Origin of the sequence: Xanthomonas sp. NCPPB 2632, assembly GCF_041228075.2 — a bacterium.
In the GTDB taxonomy this organism is placed as follows: domain Bacteria; phylum Pseudomonadota; class Gammaproteobacteria; order Xanthomonadales; family Rhodanobacteraceae; genus Luteibacter.
In genome coordinates this window covers 3,575,400-3,594,870 of record NZ_CM192979.1, presented here as the reverse complement: position 1 = coordinate 3,594,870, position 19,471 = coordinate 3,575,400, and the positions used below count along the sequence as shown (strand labels likewise).

Genomic DNA, 19,471 nt, shown 5'->3' with positions numbered 1-19,471 from the left:
GCACAGGCGCAAAAAGTCAGGGTTGTTTGGCGGGGTCGGACCACAGCCGGTGATCGACACCCCTTACGACGGGTTTGTCGCGCGTGTCCAGGTCGAACACCACGACGTCGTTGCGGCCCCGGTGGAACCAGGGGCCGGGCGCGTAAAGGTCATGCTGGGGTCCGATCGACCAGATCCGGCCCAGGTTTACGTCGTTGAGCCACAGGGCGCCCTTGCCGAACGCCCGTGTGTCCAGGAACGTGTCGGCAGGCGTCCCGATATCCACGTGGCCGCGGTGGAACGCCGGGCCCGCGACCGGGGCGGTCGTCCAGCCGCGCAGCGTGCGCAGTGTGTCCATGGGCAGGGGATACACCTGCCAGCCGGTCAACACATCGGTGCCGAGCATCACCGGATCGACCAGGCCGGCGCGGCCGTCGTCCAGGTGCGGCCCGTAGTTCACGCGGCCGGTGTTTTCCACGAGGATATCCAGCGTGTGCTCGCCGCTGCCGACATCGAGCGGCACGGACACCTGCTTCAGTCGTCGGTCGACCGTGCCGCGCGCGTCGCGATCGAGGTAGATCGCTGCATAGTCGCGCACGTCGCCCAGGTACAGCGTGCCGTGGAACGAACCATGCACCGTGGTGCGGTAGAGGATGTAGCCGTAGGACTGGCCATACGCTTCCATCGACCGGGGTTGCTCGGACGCGTGCGGCGCCGGCAGGTTGTCCCACAGCGATGCGGATTCGTCGAGGGTGAAGGCGGGAAGGCTGCGCAGGGGCGGCGACGCCGGCACCGGGGGTAGGGCCTGCCCGGTCGCCTTCGCGATCACCTCGCGAAAGCGCAGGTACTTCGGGGTCGGGCGTCCCGCTTCATCCAGCGCGGCGTCGTAGTCGTAGCTGGTGGTCTGCGGCGTGTAGTGGTCCGAGGGGTTGCCCTGGAAATTGGCGCCGTTCATGAAGCCGAAGCTGGTGCCCCCATGCACCATGTACACGTTGACCGAGTCGCCCCGAGACAGCATCCAGGCCAGTTCGTCGGCCTGTTGCTTCGTATCGGTGTCGGCATGCTTGCCGCCCCACGCATCGAACCAGCCGGCCCAGTATTCGCCGGCCATGCGCGGTGCATCCGGCCGGAAGCGCGCCAGCGTCTCGAAGCTTTTCTTCGCCTCGCCCGGCGCGAAGTCGATCACCGCCGTCACATCGGGCAGGGTGCCATTGGCGAGCAGGTCGGGGCCGTCGTAGGTGAGCAGCAGGTCGTCCGCCAGGCCCGACCGCTTGAGCATGTCGCGGATCTGGCCGAGGTAGGCCTTGTCGTCGCTGTAAGAGCCGTATTCGTTTTCCAGTTCGGTGGCGACGATGGGGCCGCCTCGGGCCGCGAGCAGGGGCGCCAGTTCCTTGCCCAGGCGTTGCAGGTAGCGATCGGCGGCGGCGAGGAAACGCGGATCGCGAGTGCGCACGCGCATGCCCGGTTCGGCGAACAGCCAGGCGGGGAAGCCGCCGGCATCCCACTCGCCGCACACGTACGGTCCCGGACGCAGGATGACGTTGAGGCCCTCGGCCTGGGCCGCTTTGACGAAGGCGGCCACGTCGTTGTTGCCGCTGAAGTCGAACCGCCCGGGCGCCGGTTCCACCGCGTTCCAGAACACATAGGTGGTGATGGTGTTCAGGCCCATCGCGCGCGCCTTGCGCAGCCGGTCGGTCCAGTACGCCCGCGGCACCCGCTGGAAATGGATGTCGCCGGCGATGATCTGGTAAGGCTTGCCGTCACGCATGAAATGCGCGCCGGACACGGTCAGCGGCGGGTTGGCGAAGGCCGCAGGCACCACCACGAGCAGGCCGGCCACCAGTAACGCGAGACGCGGCACGAGGCGCGTCATCGCGGCAGCACCTGCCGGCCCTGGAGGGTGAACTCCAGCGACTGGCCCGGCGCATCGCCCGGCTGGCCGCCGCCGAGGAAGAGTCGGTAGCTTCCGGGGACGACGGCACGCTGTCCGGCCGCATCCACGGAGCTGAGCCGGCGGGGATCGAGGACGAAGGTGATCCGGCGTGTTTCGCCGGCGCGCAGATGCACGCGCTGCAGCCCGACCAGCGTGCGGTGCGGCGCGAGTTTGTCGTCCTCGGGAAAACCGAGGTACGCCTGGACCACTTCGTCGCCGTCGCGCTCGCCGCTGTTGCGCACGTCCACGCTGGCGGTAAGGGTATCGCCAGCCGTCAGCGCCGGTTGCGACAGGCGTGCCTCGGCGTAAGCAAAGCGCGTGTAGCTGAGCCCGTGGCCGAAGGGGTACAACGGCGTGCCGTCGAAGTAGCGGTAGGTGCGCCCCTTCATCTGGTAACTGGTGAAGGGAGGCAGGTCGCGCACGGAACGGTAGAACGTGACCGGCAGGCGCCCGGCGGGGTTGTCGTCGCCCGCCAGCAGGCGCGCCACCGCGGTGCCGCCGCTCTGGCCCGGGTACCACGCGGCGACGATGGCGGCGGCGCGCTCGTTCGCCTCGTCCAGCGCCACCGCGCTGCCGGACATCAGCACCACGACCAGCGGCTTGCCGCTGGCCGCGGCACGCATGAGCAGGGCGCGTTGCGCAGCGGGCAGGCCGATGTCGGTACGATCGCCACCGGCAAAGCCCGGTACCTCGATCCGCAGTTCCTCGCCTTCCACGTCGGGCGACAGGCCGACGAACGCCACGGCGACATCGGCGTCGGCCAATGCGCGGTCCACCTCGGCCAGCTGCGCGTCGGCGGGCGCCAGCCACTGCAACCGCACGCCCTGGTCGTTGCCGCTGTGCACGTACTCCAGGCGGATGTCGTGCGGTCGGGTGTCGTCGAAGTGCAGGCGGGCCTGCATGGCCGTGTCGCTACCGTCGTCCTGCACCACGAGCTTGCCGTCGACGAACAGGCGCACCGGATCGTGGCCGACGCAGTCGAAGCAGCGATCCACGTGCACCGCCAGCGTGTAGTCGCCGGGGCCGGGCGGCAGCAGAACGCCGGTCCAGCGCACCGCGTAGGTGCCCTTGGGCAGGCCCGCGGGGGTCACGTGGTCCCAGTCGAAGTCGATGCTGCGATCCACGCGCGTGGCGCTGGGCTTGCCCTGGAAACCGGTGCCGACGAAATAGCTGCCGCTGAGGCCGATCGCGGCGCCGGGTGCGGCCTGCGTGCGCAGTGCGGTTTCCGGTACCGGCACCGGCACGCCCACGGCCACCGGCGAGCCCTGCGCATAACGAATGCGTTCGGTGCCGAACCGCGTGCGCAGTCCCTGTAGCGGCGTGACCGGTGCGCGCGACGTGGCGTGGTAGTTCGCTTCCAGGGTTTCCACGGTGTCGGCGTTGGGTCCGATCACCGCGATGCGCGGGGTGCCGCGCAGGGGCAGCGCGCCGTTGTCGTTCTTGAGCAGCACCATCGATTGCGCCGCCGCGTCCACGGCAAGCGCCGCATGCGCCGGCGACTCGGCGGGCCGGGCACGGGGCGATGCGGACGCGTCGAGTTCGCCGAGCCGGTAGCGGGCCGCGAACAGGCGGACCAGGGCCGTATCCAGCACCGACACGTCCACGTCGCCGCGGCGCACCGCCTCGCCAAGCTCCGCATAGGCGAAGCCGCAATCCAGGTCGGTGCCCGCGCGCAGGGCGGCCGCCGAAGAGCCGGCGTTGTCTGCGCGGTAATAGTGGAACTTGGTCATGTCGTCCACCGCATCGCAGTCGGACACGACGAAACCGGTGAAGCCCCAGCTCGTGCGCAGCGTGTCCTGGAGCAACCCCGCATCCGCGCACACCGGCGTGCCGTGCAGCGCGTTGTAGCCACACATCACCGAGCCCGCGTGGCCTTCCGTGATCGCGGCGCGGAACGCCGGCAGGAAGGTCGCTTCCTTATCGTGCGGCGACACGTCGATATCGAAGCCGTGCCGACCGGCTTCCGGTCCGCTGTGCACGGCGAAGTGCTTTGGCGTGGCGATGGCGCGCGGGTGCGCCGCGTCGGGCCCCTGGATACCCTGCACGAAGGCCACGGCCAGTCGGCCGGTGAGGTAGGGATCCTCGCCGTAGGTTTCCTGGCCACGGCCCCAGCGGGGGTCGCGGAAGATGTTGATGTTCGGCGACCAGATGGTCAGTCCTTCGTAGCGGCCGTGGTCGTGGCCCGCGCCGATGGCGTCGAAGCGTGCGCGCGCTTCCTGCGCTATCGCCTCGCCCACCTGTTGCAGCAGGTCGGGATTCCAGCTGGCGGCCAGGCCGATCGCCTGCGGAAACACCGTGGCATAGCCCGCGCGTGCCGCACCGTGCAGGCCCTCGTTCCACCACTCGTAGGCGGGAATGCCGAGCCGGGGTATCGCCGGCGCCGCGCTCTGCAACTGCGCCACCTTCTCGTCCAGGCTCATGCGCGAGACGAGGTCGCGGGCGCGTTGCTCGGGTGGCGCCGCTGGCGTCACGGCAGACGCGTGGCCCACCCACAGCAGCAACGCGGCTGCGACACGCCGTGTCGCGTGACGGCCGCTCATCGCGCCGGCCCGGTCAGTTTCACCGCACCCAGGCCGTAAAGCGGGCCGGTGATGGGTGCGGTGCTACGCAGGCACAGATCGTGGTCGCCACGCACCGCGGGCAGCGTGCCTTGCAGGACGAAGCGCTCGCCCAGGGCTTTGCCCGGTGGCAGGGGCAGGGTGGCCAGTAGCGGGCCCATGCAGGTGTCCTGGTGGACTTCCAGCTCGCCGTAGGCGGTTTTCGCCGGGTAGGACACGACCTTGGACAGTTCGTGCGCCAGGCCGTAATTGCGGGCCAGCCGGGCCACGTCCACGCGGATGCCGGTGATGCCATCCAGCGGCGCGGCCGGGTAGGCCCAGCAGGCGTGGAACAGGTCGATGTCGAATACCGCGGTGTCCATCGCGCCCAGGTCGGGCAACAACGGCATCCGCAGGCCCAGGCTGCCGTCGGCGCACTTCGTCAGCTCGCCGGTGCGTCGGGTGAGCAGCGTGTCGCGGTCGATCGTGCGGCTGCGTACCGCGGCCATCCGTGTGCCGTCGGGAGCGAACGTCGCGGCGCGAACGGTGGTCGGCAGCGTCACGGCGAAGGGCGCGGCATAGACCTTGGCCTGCGTATCGGGCAGGCTGCCGTCCGTCGTGTAGCGGATCGTGCCGAACGTCGTCTGGGCGTCGATCCGCACCGTGGCCTTGCCGGCGCGCAGGATGCCGGACACCGGCTCGTCCAGCTGGATGGCCGGGGCGAACGCGGTATCCGACGCGTCGATGTCGAGTGCCGCGTAGCGACGCACCTGCGCGGGCAGCCGCTGCAGGAAGCTGTCCCAGTTGCGCACGTCTCGCGGCGACCAGGCGATTTCCGCCATGGCATCCAGGCGCGGGAACAGTGCGTGCTGTATGTGGCGCGTGGAGGGAATGAACTCGCTCCAGAGGGTGGCCTCGGTACCCAGCACATGCCGGGCCTGTTCCGGCGTCAGCGACGCGTCCACCGGTTCGAAGCCGTAGACGCGCTTGAGGTCGAGCACGGACAGGCGGCCGTTGGGCTCGTCGGCGCGGTCGCTCTGCAGGTTGTCGAAATACATCCAGCCGGCGGGCGCGAGCACCACGTCGTGGTCCTGCTTCGCCGCGGCCACCGCACCCTCGACGCCGCGCCATGACATGACCGATGCCGTGCGCGGCAGGCCGCCTTCGAGGATTTCGTCCCAGCCGATCAGGCGCCGGCCGTGTTTGGCGAGGTAATCGCCCAGGCGGTCGGTGAACCAGCTTTGCAGGGCGTTTTCATCTTTGATGCCCAGCGAGGCCATCTTCGCCTGCACGGCGGGCGACTGTTTCCACTGGTCCTTGACCGCTTCGTCGCCGCCCAGGTGGATATACGTGGACGGGAACAACGCCATCACCTCGTCGAGCACGTTCTCGATGAAGGTGAAGCTCTTGTCGTCCACGTTGTAGAGATAGGGATTGACGCCCCAGTCCACGGAAACCGCGGGGTGCTCGCCGGTGACACCGACCAGCTCGGGGTAGGCAGCTACCGCGGCCTGTGCATGTCCGGGCATGTCCAGTTCCGGCACCACCGTAATGTGGCGGGCGGCGGCGTAGGCCACCACGTCGCGCACCTGCTCCTGCGTGTAGAAGCCACCGTAGCGTTCCGGCTCGCCGAATGTGCCCGCGCCCGGCGGCGTCCGCCAGGCGCCCACGTCGGTAAGGCGGGGGTAACGCTTGATCTGGATGCGCCAGCCCTGGTCGTCGCTGAGGTGCCAGTGGAAGACGTTGAGCTTGTGCTCGGCCATGGTGTCGAGCACCTGCTTGACCGTAGCCACGTCGTGGAAATGCCGGGCCACGTCGAGCATCAGGCCGCGCCACGCGAAGCGCGGCCAGTCACGGATGGCGACATCGGGCAGCTGCGTCGCACCCTGCCGGCCATCCGCGCTCGCCAGTTGCCACAGGGTGACCGCGCCGTAGAAAAGACCCGCGTCGCCGCGCGAGGCGATCCGGGCGCCGTCGCCGGTAATGTCGAGGGTGTAGCCGTCCGCCTGGGTCACGCGGGCGGCCGGATCGGTGCGCAGCACGATGGCGCCATGGGGTGGCTGCCGTGTGGCGACGGGCGTCAGGGACAGGCCGCGGCTGCGTTTCAGTTCGGCGGCCAGGTAGACCGCGGCGGCTTCGGCGCCACGGTCGCCGGGCGCATAGGCAATGACGGTATGCGCGTCGATGGCCAGCGAGCCCTCGGTCTGCCGGATGTCGGCGGGCAGGGGAATGAGCGGCAGCGCGTCGGCGTGAACCAGGCCGCCGGTACAGGCCAGCGCGGCGGCCAGGGCCAGGCGGCGGCCAAGGTGCCGTGCTGCGGGCTTCCGGCCGTTGCTGCCGACGGTCATCGTGAGCCCACCCGCGAGCCCGCGCGCATCGTGGCCGCGCCCAGCACGCCAAGGTGACCGTGCTCCACCAGCCACACCGGCACGCGCTCCAGGAAAGGTCGCATGACGCCCTTGTTGAAAAAGCGCTCGCGGAACCGGCTGGCCAGGACGAAGTCGCTGATCTGGGGAAGGATGCCGCCGGCCAGGAATACGCCACCGTGCGCGCCGTAGAGCATGGCCAGGTCGCCGACGAAACCGCCCAGCACGGCGCAGAAGACGTCCAGCGCGGCATGCGCGGTCGGATCGGTACCGGCCATGCCGGCCGCGCTCACCTCGCCGGGGGTGGCCAGCGACGCGTCCCGCCCGTCCAGTTCGGCGAGGGCGCGATAGGTGGCCAGCAGGCCGGGTCCCGACAGCAGCGACTCGACCGACACGTAAGGCCGGGTCCGGGAGAGGATGCGCAGGATGGCCGCCTCGCGCTCGTCGCCGGGGGCGAAGGCGATCTGGCCGGCTTCCGTGGGTAGCACCCTGGCCTGCCCGTCGCCGGGCAGCAGCACGGCCGAGCCCAGGCCCGTGCCCGGTCCCATCACCACGACGGGACCGTGCGCGCCGCCCGGGATGCCCGGAAGCAGGGAGATCGCCTCGGCGTGGTCGATGAACTGGCTGGCGAAGGCCACGGCCTCGAAGTCGTTGACCACCTCCAGCGCGTCGCCCGCCACGGCGCGGATGTCGCCCAGCGCGACCGGCCACGGCAGGTTGCTGTTGGCGACCTGATCGTCCAGCACGTACCCGGCGATGGCGATGGCGCAGCGCTCCACCCCCAGCGGTGCCAGGTGGGCGTAGGTGACCAGGAAGTCCTCCAGGATGGCCGCCAGGCTGGGCCATTCGGCGCCGACATAGCGACGGTGACACAGCAGCTGGACGGTGGCCTGCGCCGGCCCCTGGGGATAGACCAGCGCGACGCGCGCATGCGTGCCGCCGACATCCGCCGCGAGCACCGGGCGTCGTGCCGAGGCGATGTCCGTGACGACCGGCTGGTTGGAGAAGGTTCCCATCATTGACCCCGTGATTGCTGGCGATCGCGGCGTGACGAAAAGGCCATGCGGCGCGACGATACGGTTCGAGTTTTTTCCGCCATGACAACGTTGTCAATGAATATCATGTTCACTGGTGAAGATGGGTGATTTTCATAATGGTTGGCGGCGGATTTCATAATCGGTGACGCATCGCCTAAAGCTTTCCCCCGTGGGGCCGATAAGCCCATCGAACGACCCCAGGCGATCTGCGCCACGGGGTCCCCATGGTACGGACGATGGCCAAGAAATCCTCCAAAGAAGCCACCAGCACAGCGCTGGCACTCGATGCCGACCTGCGCATCGCCGCAGCCCCCGCGCTGCGCGATACGCTGTTGGCGGCGCTCGCCAGCGGCGGTCCGGTCGGTATCGACGGCAGCGCGGTGGCCCAGGTAGATACGGCGGCGCTACAGTTGCTTGCCGCGTTTTCCCGCGATGCGCGGGCGGCAGGACGCACGGTCACCTGGACAGGCGTCAGCGATCCCCTCCAGCGCGGCGTGGCCGTGCTGGGTCTCAACAGTCTGATTGAACTGCCGGCCCACGCCGGCGTGAACTGAAGGTGCTTCGATGGCTAAGATTCTTGCGGTAGACGATTCGGCTTCCATGCGCAGCATGGTCGCCTTCACCCTGCGTGGCGCCGGTCACGACGTCGAAGAGGCCGACAACGGCCAGGCGGCGCTCGATTCCGCCGCCGTGCACAAGTTCGACCTGATCCTCGCCGACGTGAACATGCCGGTGATGGACGGTATCTCGATGGTTCGTGAGATCCGCACCCGTCCGGACTACCGCGGCGTGCCCATCCTCATGCTCACCACCGAGTCCAATCCGGAAAAGAAAATGGAAGGCAAGGCGGCCGGTGCCACCGGCTGGCTGGTCAAGCCGTTCGATCCGGAGCAGCTGCTGGCCACCGTCGGCCGCGTTCTCGGCTGATCCTTCCGCAACTCGCTTCCTTACACGTTCCGGTCATCCAGGGTTCCCCCATGTCCAAAGTCGATCTGGCGCAATTCCACAAGGCGTTCCATGAAGAGAGCCTCGACGGTCTCGACGCCATGGAGCAGGCGCTCCTCGCGTTGGACGAGGGTGCCGAAGACCCGGAACTGATCAACGTCGTGTTCCGTGCCGCCCATTCGATCAAGGGCGGTGCGGCCACGTTCGGTTTCACCGACGTCGCGGCCTTTACGCACGTGGCCGAAAACCTGATGGACGAGGTCCGCAGTGGCCGCCGTCCAATGGAAAAGGCCGTCGTCGAACTGCTGCTGCGCTCGGGCGATACGGTGCGCGACATGCTGTCCCTGTCGATGGCCGGCCAGCCGGCCGCCACGGCGGAAAGCCAGGCGCTCCTGGCCGAGTTGTCGGCCATGGTCTCGGGTGCGCCGGTCGCGCCGGTGGCGGTCAAGGCCGCCGCACCGGTGGAAGCCATCGAGGGCTGGGACATCGCGTTCCGCCCGTTCGACTACCTGCTCAAGACCGGCAACGATCCGGCACGCATGTTCCGCGAGCTGGAGGCCATGGGTCCGCTCACGGTCACCTGTGACACCAGCAAGCTTCCCGCGCTGGCCGACATGAACGCCGAGTCGTCCTATCTCGGCTGGACGCTGAGCCTGGACGCCGGCGCCAAGCGCGCCGCCGTCGAAGGCGTGTTCGACTGGGTCGACGGCGACTGTGACCTCACGGCCACGCCGCGCCTGTCGGCACCGGTGGCCGCGCCCGTCGTCCAGGCCGTCGCGCCGGTGGCGGCCGCCGCGCCACGCGCCGTCCGCGAACCCGCGGTCAACAGCGAGTCCAGCTCGGTCCGCGTGGGCATCGAGAAGATCGACGTCCTGATCAACCTGGTCGGCGAGCTGGTCATCACCCAGTCCATGCTCACCCAGTTCAACGATGGTGTGGACGAATCGCAGCTGGAAATGTTCCGCCAGGGCCTGGCCCAGCTGGGCCGGCACACCCGCGAGCTGCAGGAAAGCGTGATGAGCATCCGCATGCTGCCCATCAGCACGGTGTTCAACCGCTTCCCCCGCCTGGTCCGCGACCTCGCGCAGAAACTCGACAAGAAAGTCGTGCTGGATATGCGCGGCGAAACCACCGAACTCGACAAGACGGTGCTGGAGAAGATCGGCGATCCGCTGGTCCATCTGGTACGCAACGCGATCGACCACGGCCTGGAAATGCCGGACAAGCGCCTGGCCTCGGGCAAGGGCGACACCGGCACGCTGCGCATGGAGGCCTTCCACCGTGGCGGTTCCATCGTGGTCGAAGTGGCGGACGACGGCGCCGGCCTCAATCGCGACGCCATCGTCGCCAAGGCCGTGTCGCGCGGCATCATCGCCTCGGGCGAGCACCTGTCCGACGACGCCGTGGCCGACCTCATCTTCGAGGCGGGCTTCTCCACCGCCGCCGCCACCACCGACCTGTCCGGCCGTGGCGTGGGCATGGACGTGGTACGCCGCAACGTCATGGACCTGGGCGGCACGGTCAATATCCGTAGCGTGCAGGGCCGGGGCACCACCTTCACCATTACGCTGCCGCTGACGCTCGCGATCATCGACGGCCTGACGGCGGCGGTGGGCGAGGAAACCTACATCGTGCCGCTGGTGTCGATCGTGGAGTCCGTGCAGGTCAAGCCCGATGCGACGCGCAGCGTGGCCGGCGGCGGCGAGTTGTTCCGCTTCCGCGACCAGTGGCTGCCCATCGTCCGCTTGTTCGACGTGTTCAACTGCGAAGGCCAGCGCCGCACCATCGACGAGGGCATCGTCATCGTGGTGGAAGGCGAGGGCAGCCGTATCGGCCTGTTCGTCGACGAGCTGATCGGCCAGCAGCAGGCGGTCGTCAAGTCGCTCGAGGCGAACTACCGCCGGGTCAGCGGCATCTCCGGCGCCACCATCCTCGCGGATGGCTCGGTCGCCCTGATCGCCGACGTCGCCGGCCTGGTCCGCCTCCAGGCCCGCCGCAAGGCCGCCTGACGCCCGCACCGCGGGGCACTCCCCCCCGCGGTGCATGTCCATATGTAGGAGCGCGCGCTCGCGCGCGACATCTTCTTGCGATCACCCCCGAGCTGGCGCGCCACCCCGGGGGCACGGCCCCAAAACATGTCGCGCGCACGCGCGCGCTCCTACACGCGGCCGTCCCATACGCGCCGTTCCGATGCCCGCCCGTCCTGCGCGCGCGGCCCATGCACGCCCGTCCGGGCCTGCCTGATCCACATCCGCGCACATCCCGTTGAAATTGGCCCTCAAGCTCCGCTGGGGATAGCCGATACCCCAAGGGAAGGGGTCCCGAACCGCCGATCCGATCCGCCGTGGGAACGACATGAACCAAGCAGCCAATACCGCCATCGACGCGTCCGAAGAGGCCGCGCAGTATCTCACCGTCAACCTCGGCAACGAGGAATACGCGGTGGATATCCTTGCCGTCCGCGAGATTCGCGGCTGGACAGCCGTCACGCGCATCCCGCAGGCACCGCCCTACGTGCTGGGCGTGCTCAACCTCCGCGGGGCCATCGTCCCGGTGCTGGACCTGCGCCTGCGCTTCAGCCTGGATCGCGAGGACTACACCGCCACCACCGTCACGGTCATCGTGATGGTCAACGGTCGCCAGTTCGGGGTGGTGGTCGACGCCGTCTCCGATGTGGTGGAAGTCGCCCCCGGCAGCATCCGCCCGGTGCCCGACATGGGTACCACGGTCGATACCGAATACCTCAAGGGCCTGACCTCCGTCGGGGAGCGCATGGTCCTCCTGCTCGACGTGGATCGCCTGCTGCAGCCGCAGGACGCCCAGATGCTGGAAGCCGCCCTGGCCTCCACGGATGTCAAAGCCGTCGCCTGAGCCCGAGCGTGCGGCGGTGGCCCCGGCTGCCGCGACACGCGATGCCTGGTTTGCCTTTGCCGCACCTTGCCGATTGGAACCGTAATGAAGAAGTTCAAGTTCAAGAAGCCCGCACTGACCGTTCGCGGTCGTCTCTACGGCGTGCTCGGCCTGCTCACGATCATGCTGCTCGGCGGCGCCGCCGTGGGCCTGGGCGCCATGCACTTCCAGAACGAAGGCATGCGCAAGATCTACCAGGAAGGACTTGCACCCTCGGAGATGCTCGCGCGCATCGCCACCAATTCGCTGATGTCGTTCGTGGTGCTCGGCGAGGCCGGCACCAAGGTCAGCAATGCCGACCAGGTGAAGCAGAAGCTGGCCGAGTTCGACAAGTACCAGGCGGACAACGACAAGACGCAGGCCGAGTTCCTCAAGATTCCCATGTCGGCCAACGTCAAGAAGCTGTACGACAAATGGGAAGCCACCGCGTCCGATTACGACCAGGCCAAGGCCGACATGATCGACGCGCTGAAGCAGGCCGACGAAGGCGCTTCGGACGTCCTGGAAATGCAGGTGCGTCCGTTGCTGATGGATCGCCAGTCGCAGCTGACCAAGCTGATCGAGGCCAAGCGTGAAGAAGCCTCCGAGATCTATGCCACCGAATCCTCGCAGTACGCGCTGATCCGCACCTTGAGCATCGGCTCGCTCGCCCTCGGCCTGGCGATCTGCCTGCTGATCGGTGTGCTGGTGATCCGCTCGGTCATCCGTACGCTCAACGAGGCGGTCGGTATCGCCAACGAGATTTCCGAAGGCAAGCTGGGCCACGACGTGCAGGTCACGCGCAACGACGAACTGGGTCAGCTGCAGTCGGCGTTCCGCGCCATGGACGAGCGCCTCAGTGCCATCGTGACCGAGGTGCGCCACGGCTCCGGTTCGGTCAGCACCGCCGCGCAGCAGATTTCGCGCGGTAACGACGACCTCTCCCAGCGCACGCAGGAACAGGCTTCCAGCCTGGAACAGACCGCGTCCTCGATGGAAGAAATGACCTCCACGGTCAAGCAGAACGCCGAGAACGCCAGCCACGCCAACCAGCTGGCCCGCGGTGCCCGCGAGCAGGCGGAGAAGGGCGGTGAAGTGGTCGCCCAGACCGTCGTGGCCATGCGCGAGATCAACAGCTCCAGCAAGAAGATTTCCGACATCGTCAGCCTCATCGACGAAATCGCCTTCCAGACCAACCTCCTGGCGCTCAACGCCGCGGTGGAAGCGGCTCGTGCCGGTGAGCAGGGTCGCGGCTTCGCCGTGGTCGCCACCGAGGTCCGCAACCTCGCCCAGCGTTCGGCGGGTGCGGCCAAGGAGATCAAGGGCCTGATCAACGACAGCGCCAGCAAGGTCCGGGCCGGTTCGGAACTGGTCGACCAGTCCGGCAAGGCGCTGGCCGAGATCGTCGAGAGCGTGAAGAAGGTGACCGACATCGTCGCCGAGATCGCCGCAGCCAGCTCCGAGCAGTCCGCCGGCATCGACCAGGTCAACCACGCCGTGCTGCAGATGGACGAAATGACCCAGCAGAACGCCGCGCTGGTCGAGGAATCCGCGGCCGCCGCGCGAGCCATGCACGAGCAGGCCACCGAGCTCAGCCGCCAGGTCTCGTTCTTCCGCGTTACCGGCAACGTCGCCTCCACGCCGGCCGCCAAGGCGCCGCGCAAGGATGCCACGCAGCAGGAAATGGAAACCGTCTTTGCCGCGGTGCGCAGCACGCCTGTCGCCGCACCCGCCACCCGCGCATCGCGTCCGGCCGAGTCGGCCGACACAGGCGCCTGGAAGGAGTTCTGATCATGAACGCGCTCGTCCATTCCAGCGACACGGTCGCGCAGACGAGCGCGTCGAGTCCGAACCTCGGCGATGCCGAGTTCACCTTCCTGCGCGAGTTCGTGCTGCAGCATTGCGGCATCTCCCTGGGCGAGCACAAGCGCCAGCTGGTCCAGGGGCGCCTGCTGCGGCGGCTGCGCACGCTGCAGCTCGACGGCTTCGCCGCCTATTGCGACCTCCTGCGCCGCGATCCGGACGGCGAGCTGGGCGAACTGGCCAGCTGCATCAGCACCAACGTCACCTCGTTCTTCCGCGAGATGCACCACTACGACATGCTGGTCGACGAACTCCTGCCGCGCTGGCTGGAGGAAAAACGCAACGGTGGCCGCCTGCGTATCTGGTCCGCCGGTTGTTCCACCGGTGAAGAACCCTATGCCATCGCGATGGTGCTGGCCGAGGCCATGGAGCGTACGGGCATCCAGGTCGACGCGAAGATCCTCGCCACCGATCTTTCGCCCCAGGCGCTGGAATTCGGTCGCAAGGGTGTCTATCCGGTGGAGCGCCTCTCGGGCGTGAGCGATGCCAGGCGCAAGCGCTGGTTCCTGCGCGGCGAGGGTGCTTTCGACGGCTTTGCCCAGGTGCACCCGCGCCTACGCGAGCTGGTCACCATCCAGCCGCTGAACCTGCTCCACGATTGGCCCATGCAGGGCAAGTTCGACGCCATCTTCTGCCGCAACGTCGTCATCTATTTCGACAAGCCGACCAAGCAGCGCCTGTTCTCCCGTTACGCCGGCATGCTGGACAGCCGCGGCTACCTCTTCCTCGGTCACTCGGAATCCATGTATGGACTGTCCGAGGACTTCGACCTGATCGGTCGGACGGTCTACCGGAAACGCACATGAGCGACACCTTCGTTGCGCAACCCAGGACCTTCGCCAATTTCGATCCCAAGGCGGTGCTGCCCGGGTTCGAACACATCCGGCGATTCTGGGACCCTGCGCAGGAAGTGGTCACGGTCAAGATCCTGCCCGGTGAGTACTACGTCAGCCGGCAGGAGGAGATGATCTCCACCGTGCTCGGATCGTGCGTGTCGGCGTGCGTGCGGGATACGCGCCTGCGCATCGGCGGCATGAACCACTTCATGTTGCCCGAGCCGGCCGGCGAGCGCGACAGCTGGAGCTCCACGGTCGGTCGCGCCGCGCGTTACGGCAACGACGCCATGGAACAGCTGATCAACGCCATCCTCAAGGCCGGCGGTCGCCGTGACGACTTCGAGGTCAAGATCTTCGGCGGCGGCCGCGTGCTCGCCACCATGACCGACATCGGCCAGCGCAACATCGCCTTCGTGCAGCGCTACATCGCCACCGAGAAGCTGCGGCTCTGCGCCTCGGACGTCGGCGACATCTTTCCGCGCCAGGTGCAGTTCTTTCCGTTCAGCGGCAAGGTGCGCGTGCGCCAGTTGCGCGCCGCCCACGACAACAATCTTGCCGATCGCGAGAAACGATACCTCAAGCGATTGGCCGACGATCCGATAAAGGGAGAGGTGGAACTTTTCTGACGCGCAAATCGTCAGTTCGTTCCACCCAGACATTCAGCGCCGTTCGGTTCCACCGACGGGGACGTCACGCCACCCGAGTTGCAAGCATCCATGCAGAAAGTTCGCGTTCTCATCGTCGACGACTCGGCCCTGGTACGTAAGGTGCTGTCGACCATGCTCGAGTCCGATCCGGGCATCGAAGTGGTCGGCACCGCCGCCGATCCCCTGATCGCCCGCGAGAAGATCAAACAGCTCAACCCCGACGTGCTCACGCTCGATGTCGAGATGCCGCGCATGGACGGCCTGACGTTCCTCGAGAACCTCATGCGCCTGCGGCCGATGCCGGTGGTGATGGTGTCCACGCTGACCGAGAAAGGCGCGGAAGTCACGCTGCGCGCGCTCGAGCTGGGTGCCATCGACTTCTTCACCAAGCCGTCGGCCGACCTCGCCAACACCTTCATGGAGCACGCGCCGGAGATCTGCGCCAAGGTGCGCCTCGCCGCCGGCGCCAAGCCTCGCGAACGCTCCGAGGTCACCCGTCTTGACGTGCCGCGGTACGACTTGCCGCGCATGGACGTGCCGCCGCGTCTTTCCGCCGACGCGGTGCTGCCGCGCGCGCAGACCGCCGGCAGCCGCGGCGGTACCCGCATCATCGCCATCGGTGCCTCCACCGGCGGCACCGAAGCCATCCGCGTGGTGCTCGAGGCCATGCCGCCGACCGCCCCGCCGATCGTCATCACCCAGCACATCCCCGCGGCGTTCAGCGGTCCGTTCGCCGCACGCATGGATACCTGTTCCGCCATGCGCGTGTGCGAGGCCCGTGACGGCCAGCCGATCCAGGCCGGTCATGCCTATATCGCGCCGGGCGGGCAGCACCTGCTGGTGATGTGGGATGGCGCCAAGCATGTGTGCCGCCTGCACGACGGCCCGCCGGTCAACCGGCACAAGCCTTCGGTCGACGTGTTGTTCCGCTCCATGGCCGCCAGCGTCGGCGCGGCCACCGTGGCCGTGCTGCTGACCGGCATGGGAGACGACGGCGCCCGCGGCCTGGGCGAACTGAAGGAAATCGGCGCGCCCACGCTGGTCCAGGACGAAGCCTCATCGGTCGTCTGGGGCATGCCGGGCGCCGCCTGGAAAGCCGGTGCCGCCAGCGAAATGCTGCCGCTGGACGCCATCGCCGCGCGCTTGCTCGCGCTTGCCCAAACCCCCGTTTCCGCCGTCGCCCGCGTCGGCACCTGAAGAACGAGACATCATCATGGTCATCCCGAAGAACGAACGCAGCATCGGCTTTATCGCCAGTGCCATCGCCCTGGTCATTGTCCTGGTGTTTCACGCTGCCTGGGTCGCCCCGGTCGTCGTGGCGCTGCTGACGGCTACCTGGATCGCCATCAGCCTGGTGCCGGCCCCGTTGCCGGAGGTCGAGGTGGTGCTCAACTCGCACGCCACCAGCGACGAGGCATCCGTACGCGAGGCCATGGAAGACGTGCGCAGCGCTATCGTCGACGAACTGGGTCACGCCAGCCGCGAACTGCACCAGGCGCTCGACCTGGTCCGTGATGCGGTAGCCGAACTGGGCGGCGGCTTCAACGGCCTGTCGCACAAGACCGGCAAGCAGCAGAAGCTGCTGACGGAGATCATCGAAAGCGGTGGCCAGGGCATCTCGGTGCAGGATTTCGCCTCCCGCACCGCCGGCCTGCTCGAGCATTTCGTCGGCCTGATCGTCCAGCTGTCGCGCGAAAGCCTGCGCATCGTCTACCGCATCGACGGCATGGCGAAGGAAATGGACGCCGTGTTCGCGCTGCTTAAGAACGTCAACACGATCGCCGAAGAGACCAACCTGCTGGCGCTCAATGCCGCCATCGAAGCGGCGCGTGCGGGTGAATCCGGCCGCGGCTTCGCGGTGGTCGCGGGTGAAATCCGCAACCTCGCCCAGCACAGCAACCAGTTCAACGAGAAGATCGGCACCCACGTGGAGCGCTCGCGTACCGCCATGGAACAGCTGCGCGAACTGGTCGGCCACATGGCCTCGCAGGACATGAACGTGGCGCTGTCGGCCAAGGGCGACATCGACCAGATGATGTCGACGATCACCGAGTCCAACCAGCGCACCAGCGCCGCGGCGGACGAGGCGGCCACCATCAACCGCGGCCTCGGCAACGACGTGTCCACCACCATCCGTTCGCTGCAGTTCGAGGACATCCTCAGCCAGCTGCTGCACCAGACGCGTTCGCGCCTGGTCGAGCTGCAGGAGATCACCGCCGACTGCACGCGCGACATCGAAGAACTCGCCTGCGCGCCGTCCGACCCGTCCGAGCTCGGCGGCCGCGCCCAGCGTGTGCGTGCCCGCCTTGCCGAGCAGCGTGAACGTGCCCGCCTGCGTGCCCGCGGCCCCGCCCTCCAGCAGTCGATGGCTGCCGGCGACATCGACCTGTTCTGAGGAAGACACCCATGTCCATCAACGTTCACAACGATGCCGAGCACGGCTGCCTCACCCTCCACCTGGGCGATCGCTTCGACTTCTCGATCCACCGTGCCTTCCACGATGCCTGCCTGGGCGACGTGCTGGCGGCACGCAGTTATGTGCTCGACCTGGAGCAGGTGACCAGCATGGACAGCTCCGCGCTGGGCATGCTGATGCTGCTGCGCGAGCATGCCGGCGGCGATCGTGCGGAGATCCGTATCGTGAATGCCGGGGCGGATTTGCGGAATACGTTGCGTATTGCGGGGTTCGATAAGTTGTTTACCGTGCATTGAGCGGTTTTTTCAGGTTTTGAAACACGCCCCGGTATCGGGGCGTTTTTTTTGGGCTGGTGGGGCGGGCTCGGCGTTGCCATCGCGTTGGCCGGCTCGGCTACGCCATCGCGTTGGCGGGCTCGGCTTTGCCATCGCACTGGCCGGCTCGGCTACGCCATCGCATTGAACCGCTCGGCTACGCCATCGCACTAAACCGCTCGGCTTCGCCATCGCGTGCGGTTGTAGGAGCCGACGATGTCGGCGAACCCTTGCCATTCATTGGGCGAGCGAAGCCTTGCGCCTGTCAAAGCCGGCTTCGTTTTTCGCTCGGAAACGCCAGCACGTATGTCATGCATGGCCTCTTTCGCCATGGCCACGTTTAGGGTTCGCGCACGTGCGTGCGCTTGTGTCTTTTCGATGGGGTAGATTCGAAGTCGAGAGCGGAGTGTGGCAGGCCGATTGTGCGCGGTGCCTTGAGCACGTGTAGGAGCCCGGGCCGCCACACTCCCTTCTTTCCACCAAGCCCGAACAGTTGCCCGAGTTAACGGCTCGAACATCACAAGCGTGGGCCCGTGGAAAGTGCTCTCTATCCCGCCCTAGCTGGAACGAGACGATGACTTTTTACCTCGGTATCGACGTCAGCAGCAAGACGCTTGACGTGGCTTTCTTCCGTGCCGGTGAACAAACCGGCGCCTGTGAGCAGTTCGACAACAGCCCAGCCGGTGCGAAGAAACTGCTTCGCGTCATGGCCAGGCTGGACGTGCAACACGTGGTCCTGGAGGCCACCGGTGGCTACGAGAACCTGATTCTGGATGCCATCGCCCAGATCTATACGGTGACCCGGATTGCCTCGCATCGTGGCACCGCTTTCGTGCGTAGCCTGGGCAAGTTTGCCAAGACCGACAAGGCCGACGCCAGGGCCTTGGCCCACATGGCCCAGACCATCACGCCGCAGCCCTATAAGCCGCCAACGCCGGCGCAACGCCATCTGCGCGGCCTGGTGAAGGGCCGGGATCAGTTGATCCGGCAGCGCGACGACAACCGCCGCCGGATCAAACGGTGCGAGTCGATGGTCGTCCAAGGGGCGCTAGAGCGGGTAGGCGCCCTGCTGACCGCGGAGATCAAGGCACTCGAAGGGCTCATGGCGGAAGCCGCCAAAGCCGCCGATGCGCCGCTTGCTGAGCAACTGCTCCAGGTGCCTGGCCTGGGCAAGATCGCCGTCGCCACGCTGCTGGCCTTCCTACCGGAGCTGGGCCAACGCGGCAATCGGCAGATCAGCGCGCTGGTCGGCGTCGCGCCGTACACCAAGCAGAGCGGGCGGCGGGACGGCCCCCGCCAGATCATGGCCGGCCGGCCCTTCGTGCGGCGCATCCTTTACATGGCCGCACTCGCCGCCATCCGCAGCACCCAGTCACCTCTGAGAGCCCACTATCAGGCCCTTAAAGCGCGAGGCAAGCCTCCGAAGGTGGCCATCGTGGCCTGCATGCGCAAACTGCTCATCACCCTCAACGCCATGGTCCGCGATCAGACTCAATGGCACGGCACGGTAGAGGCCTGAAAAAGACAGTTGCTCCTACAACGACGTCAGGGAAATGACGTGGATTTTTTGGCGTTTTGACTGGCTTGCACGAATTCGTCGTTTTGCTCGATCCAGTGCGTCGGGGGGTTGACGCAACTACACAAATGGCCGAATCGGCTTGGAATATGCGGGTTTATTGGCCTAATTTGCGTAATACGGCACAGGTGGC

General features: G+C 67.4%; 16 protein-coding genes. 11 read left to right on the top strand and 5 right to left on the bottom strand.

The genetic code is table 11. The features are described from left to right. Positions 1–16: 16 nt before the first annotated feature. Genes AB8808_RS15295 through AB8808_RS15275 form a run of 5 tightly spaced genes read right to left on the bottom strand, consistent with a single transcriptional unit; the run spans position 17 to position 8,067 of the window. Positions 17–1,852: a glycoside hydrolase family 35 protein gene (locus AB8808_RS15295; RefSeq protein ID WP_369930491.1), complete on the bottom strand. Its 1,836-nt coding sequence runs from the start codon at positions 1,850–1,852 to the stop codon at positions 17–19. After that, entirely contained in the window at positions 1,849–4,452 is a 2,604-nt protein-coding gene (locus AB8808_RS15290; protein ID WP_369930490.1) for a glycoside hydrolase family 3 protein, read from the bottom strand. Before AB8808_RS15290 ends, AB8808_RS15295 begins: the two co-directional genes overlap by 4 nt. Continuing rightward, positions 4,449–6,797, bottom strand: a complete 2,349-nt coding sequence (locus AB8808_RS15285) for a beta-N-acetylhexosaminidase (protein ID WP_369930489.1) — start codon at positions 6,795–6,797, stop codon at positions 4,449–4,451. Before AB8808_RS15285 ends, AB8808_RS15290 begins: the two co-directional genes overlap by 4 nt. Continuing rightward, the gene (locus tag AB8808_RS15280) at positions 6,794–7,831 is read right to left on the bottom strand and encodes a glucokinase (RefSeq protein WP_369930488.1); all 1,038 of its coding nucleotides are present in this window, start codon (positions 7,829–7,831) and stop codon (positions 6,794–6,796) included. Before AB8808_RS15280 ends, AB8808_RS15285 begins: the two co-directional genes overlap by 4 nt. Beyond that, entirely contained in the window at positions 7,831–8,067 is a 237-nt protein-coding gene (locus AB8808_RS15275) for a hypothetical protein (protein WP_369930487.1), read from the bottom strand. Before AB8808_RS15275 ends, AB8808_RS15280 begins: the two co-directional genes overlap by 1 nt. Before the next feature lie 21 nt (positions 8,068–8,088). On the opposite strand from AB8808_RS15275, the gene AB8808_RS15270 reads away from it, so the two are divergent. The 11 genes from AB8808_RS15270 to AB8808_RS15220 all read left to right on the top strand — a co-directional run bounded on the left by AB8808_RS15270 (position 8,089) and on the right by AB8808_RS15220 (position 19,281). Continuing rightward, positions 8,089–8,406: an STAS domain-containing protein gene (locus tag AB8808_RS15270; RefSeq protein WP_354515049.1), complete on the top strand. Its 318-nt coding sequence runs from the start codon at positions 8,089–8,091 to the stop codon at positions 8,404–8,406. 10 nt (positions 8,407–8,416) lie between these two features. Continuing rightward, the gene (locus AB8808_RS15265) at positions 8,417–8,779 is read left to right on the top strand and encodes a response regulator (protein ID WP_036140506.1); all 363 of its coding nucleotides are present in this window, start codon (positions 8,417–8,419) and stop codon (positions 8,777–8,779) included. A gap of 50 nt (positions 8,780–8,829) precedes the next feature. Beyond that, a complete protein-coding gene (locus AB8808_RS15260; RefSeq protein WP_369930486.1) occupies positions 8,830–10,806 on the top strand; it encodes a chemotaxis protein CheA in 1,977 nt (658 codons plus the stop codon). A 346-nt stretch (positions 10,807–11,152) separates the two neighbouring features. Further along, positions 11,153–11,668 carry a chemotaxis protein CheW gene (locus tag AB8808_RS15255; RefSeq protein ID WP_036140509.1) on the top strand — a complete coding sequence of 172 codons (516 nt, stop codon included), beginning with the start codon at positions 11,153–11,155 and terminating at the stop codon, positions 11,666–11,668. 84 nt (positions 11,669–11,752) lie between these two features. Then, positions 11,753–13,477 carry a methyl-accepting chemotaxis protein gene (locus tag AB8808_RS15250; protein ID WP_369930485.1) on the top strand — a complete coding sequence of 575 codons (1,725 nt, stop codon included), beginning with the start codon at positions 11,753–11,755 and terminating at the stop codon, positions 13,475–13,477. Positions 13,478–13,479: 2 nt separating this feature from the next. Then, positions 13,480–14,355 (top strand): CheR family methyltransferase, encoded by an 876-nt coding sequence (locus AB8808_RS15245; protein WP_369930484.1) that lies wholly within the window; start codon positions 13,480–13,482, stop codon positions 14,353–14,355. Then, entirely contained in the window at positions 14,352–15,011 is a 660-nt protein-coding gene (cheD, locus tag AB8808_RS15240) for a chemoreceptor glutamine deamidase CheD (RefSeq protein ID WP_036140514.1), read from the top strand. Before AB8808_RS15245 ends, cheD begins: the two co-directional genes overlap by 4 nt. A gap of 90 nt (positions 15,012–15,101) precedes the next feature. After that, positions 15,102–16,229, top strand: coding sequence for a protein-glutamate methylesterase/protein-glutamine glutaminase (locus tag AB8808_RS15235; protein WP_036140516.1), 1,128 nt, complete (start codon positions 15,102–15,104; stop codon positions 16,227–16,229). A 16-nt stretch (positions 16,230–16,245) separates the two neighbouring features. Beyond that, on the top strand, positions 16,246–17,427 hold the full coding sequence (locus AB8808_RS15230; protein ID WP_285401929.1) for a methyl-accepting chemotaxis protein: 1,182 nt from the start codon (positions 16,246–16,248) through the stop codon (positions 17,425–17,427). 11 nt (positions 17,428–17,438) lie between these two features. Beyond that, positions 17,439–17,744 (top strand): STAS domain-containing protein, encoded by a 306-nt coding sequence (locus tag AB8808_RS15225; RefSeq protein WP_036140518.1) that lies wholly within the window; start codon positions 17,439–17,441, stop codon positions 17,742–17,744. A gap of 592 nt (positions 17,745–18,336) precedes the next feature. Beyond that, the gene (locus AB8808_RS15220) at positions 18,337–19,281 is read left to right on the top strand and encodes an IS110 family RNA-guided transposase (protein ID WP_369929567.1); all 945 of its coding nucleotides are present in this window, start codon (positions 18,337–18,339) and stop codon (positions 19,279–19,281) included. The last annotated feature ends 190 nt before the right edge of the window (positions 19,282–19,471 follow it).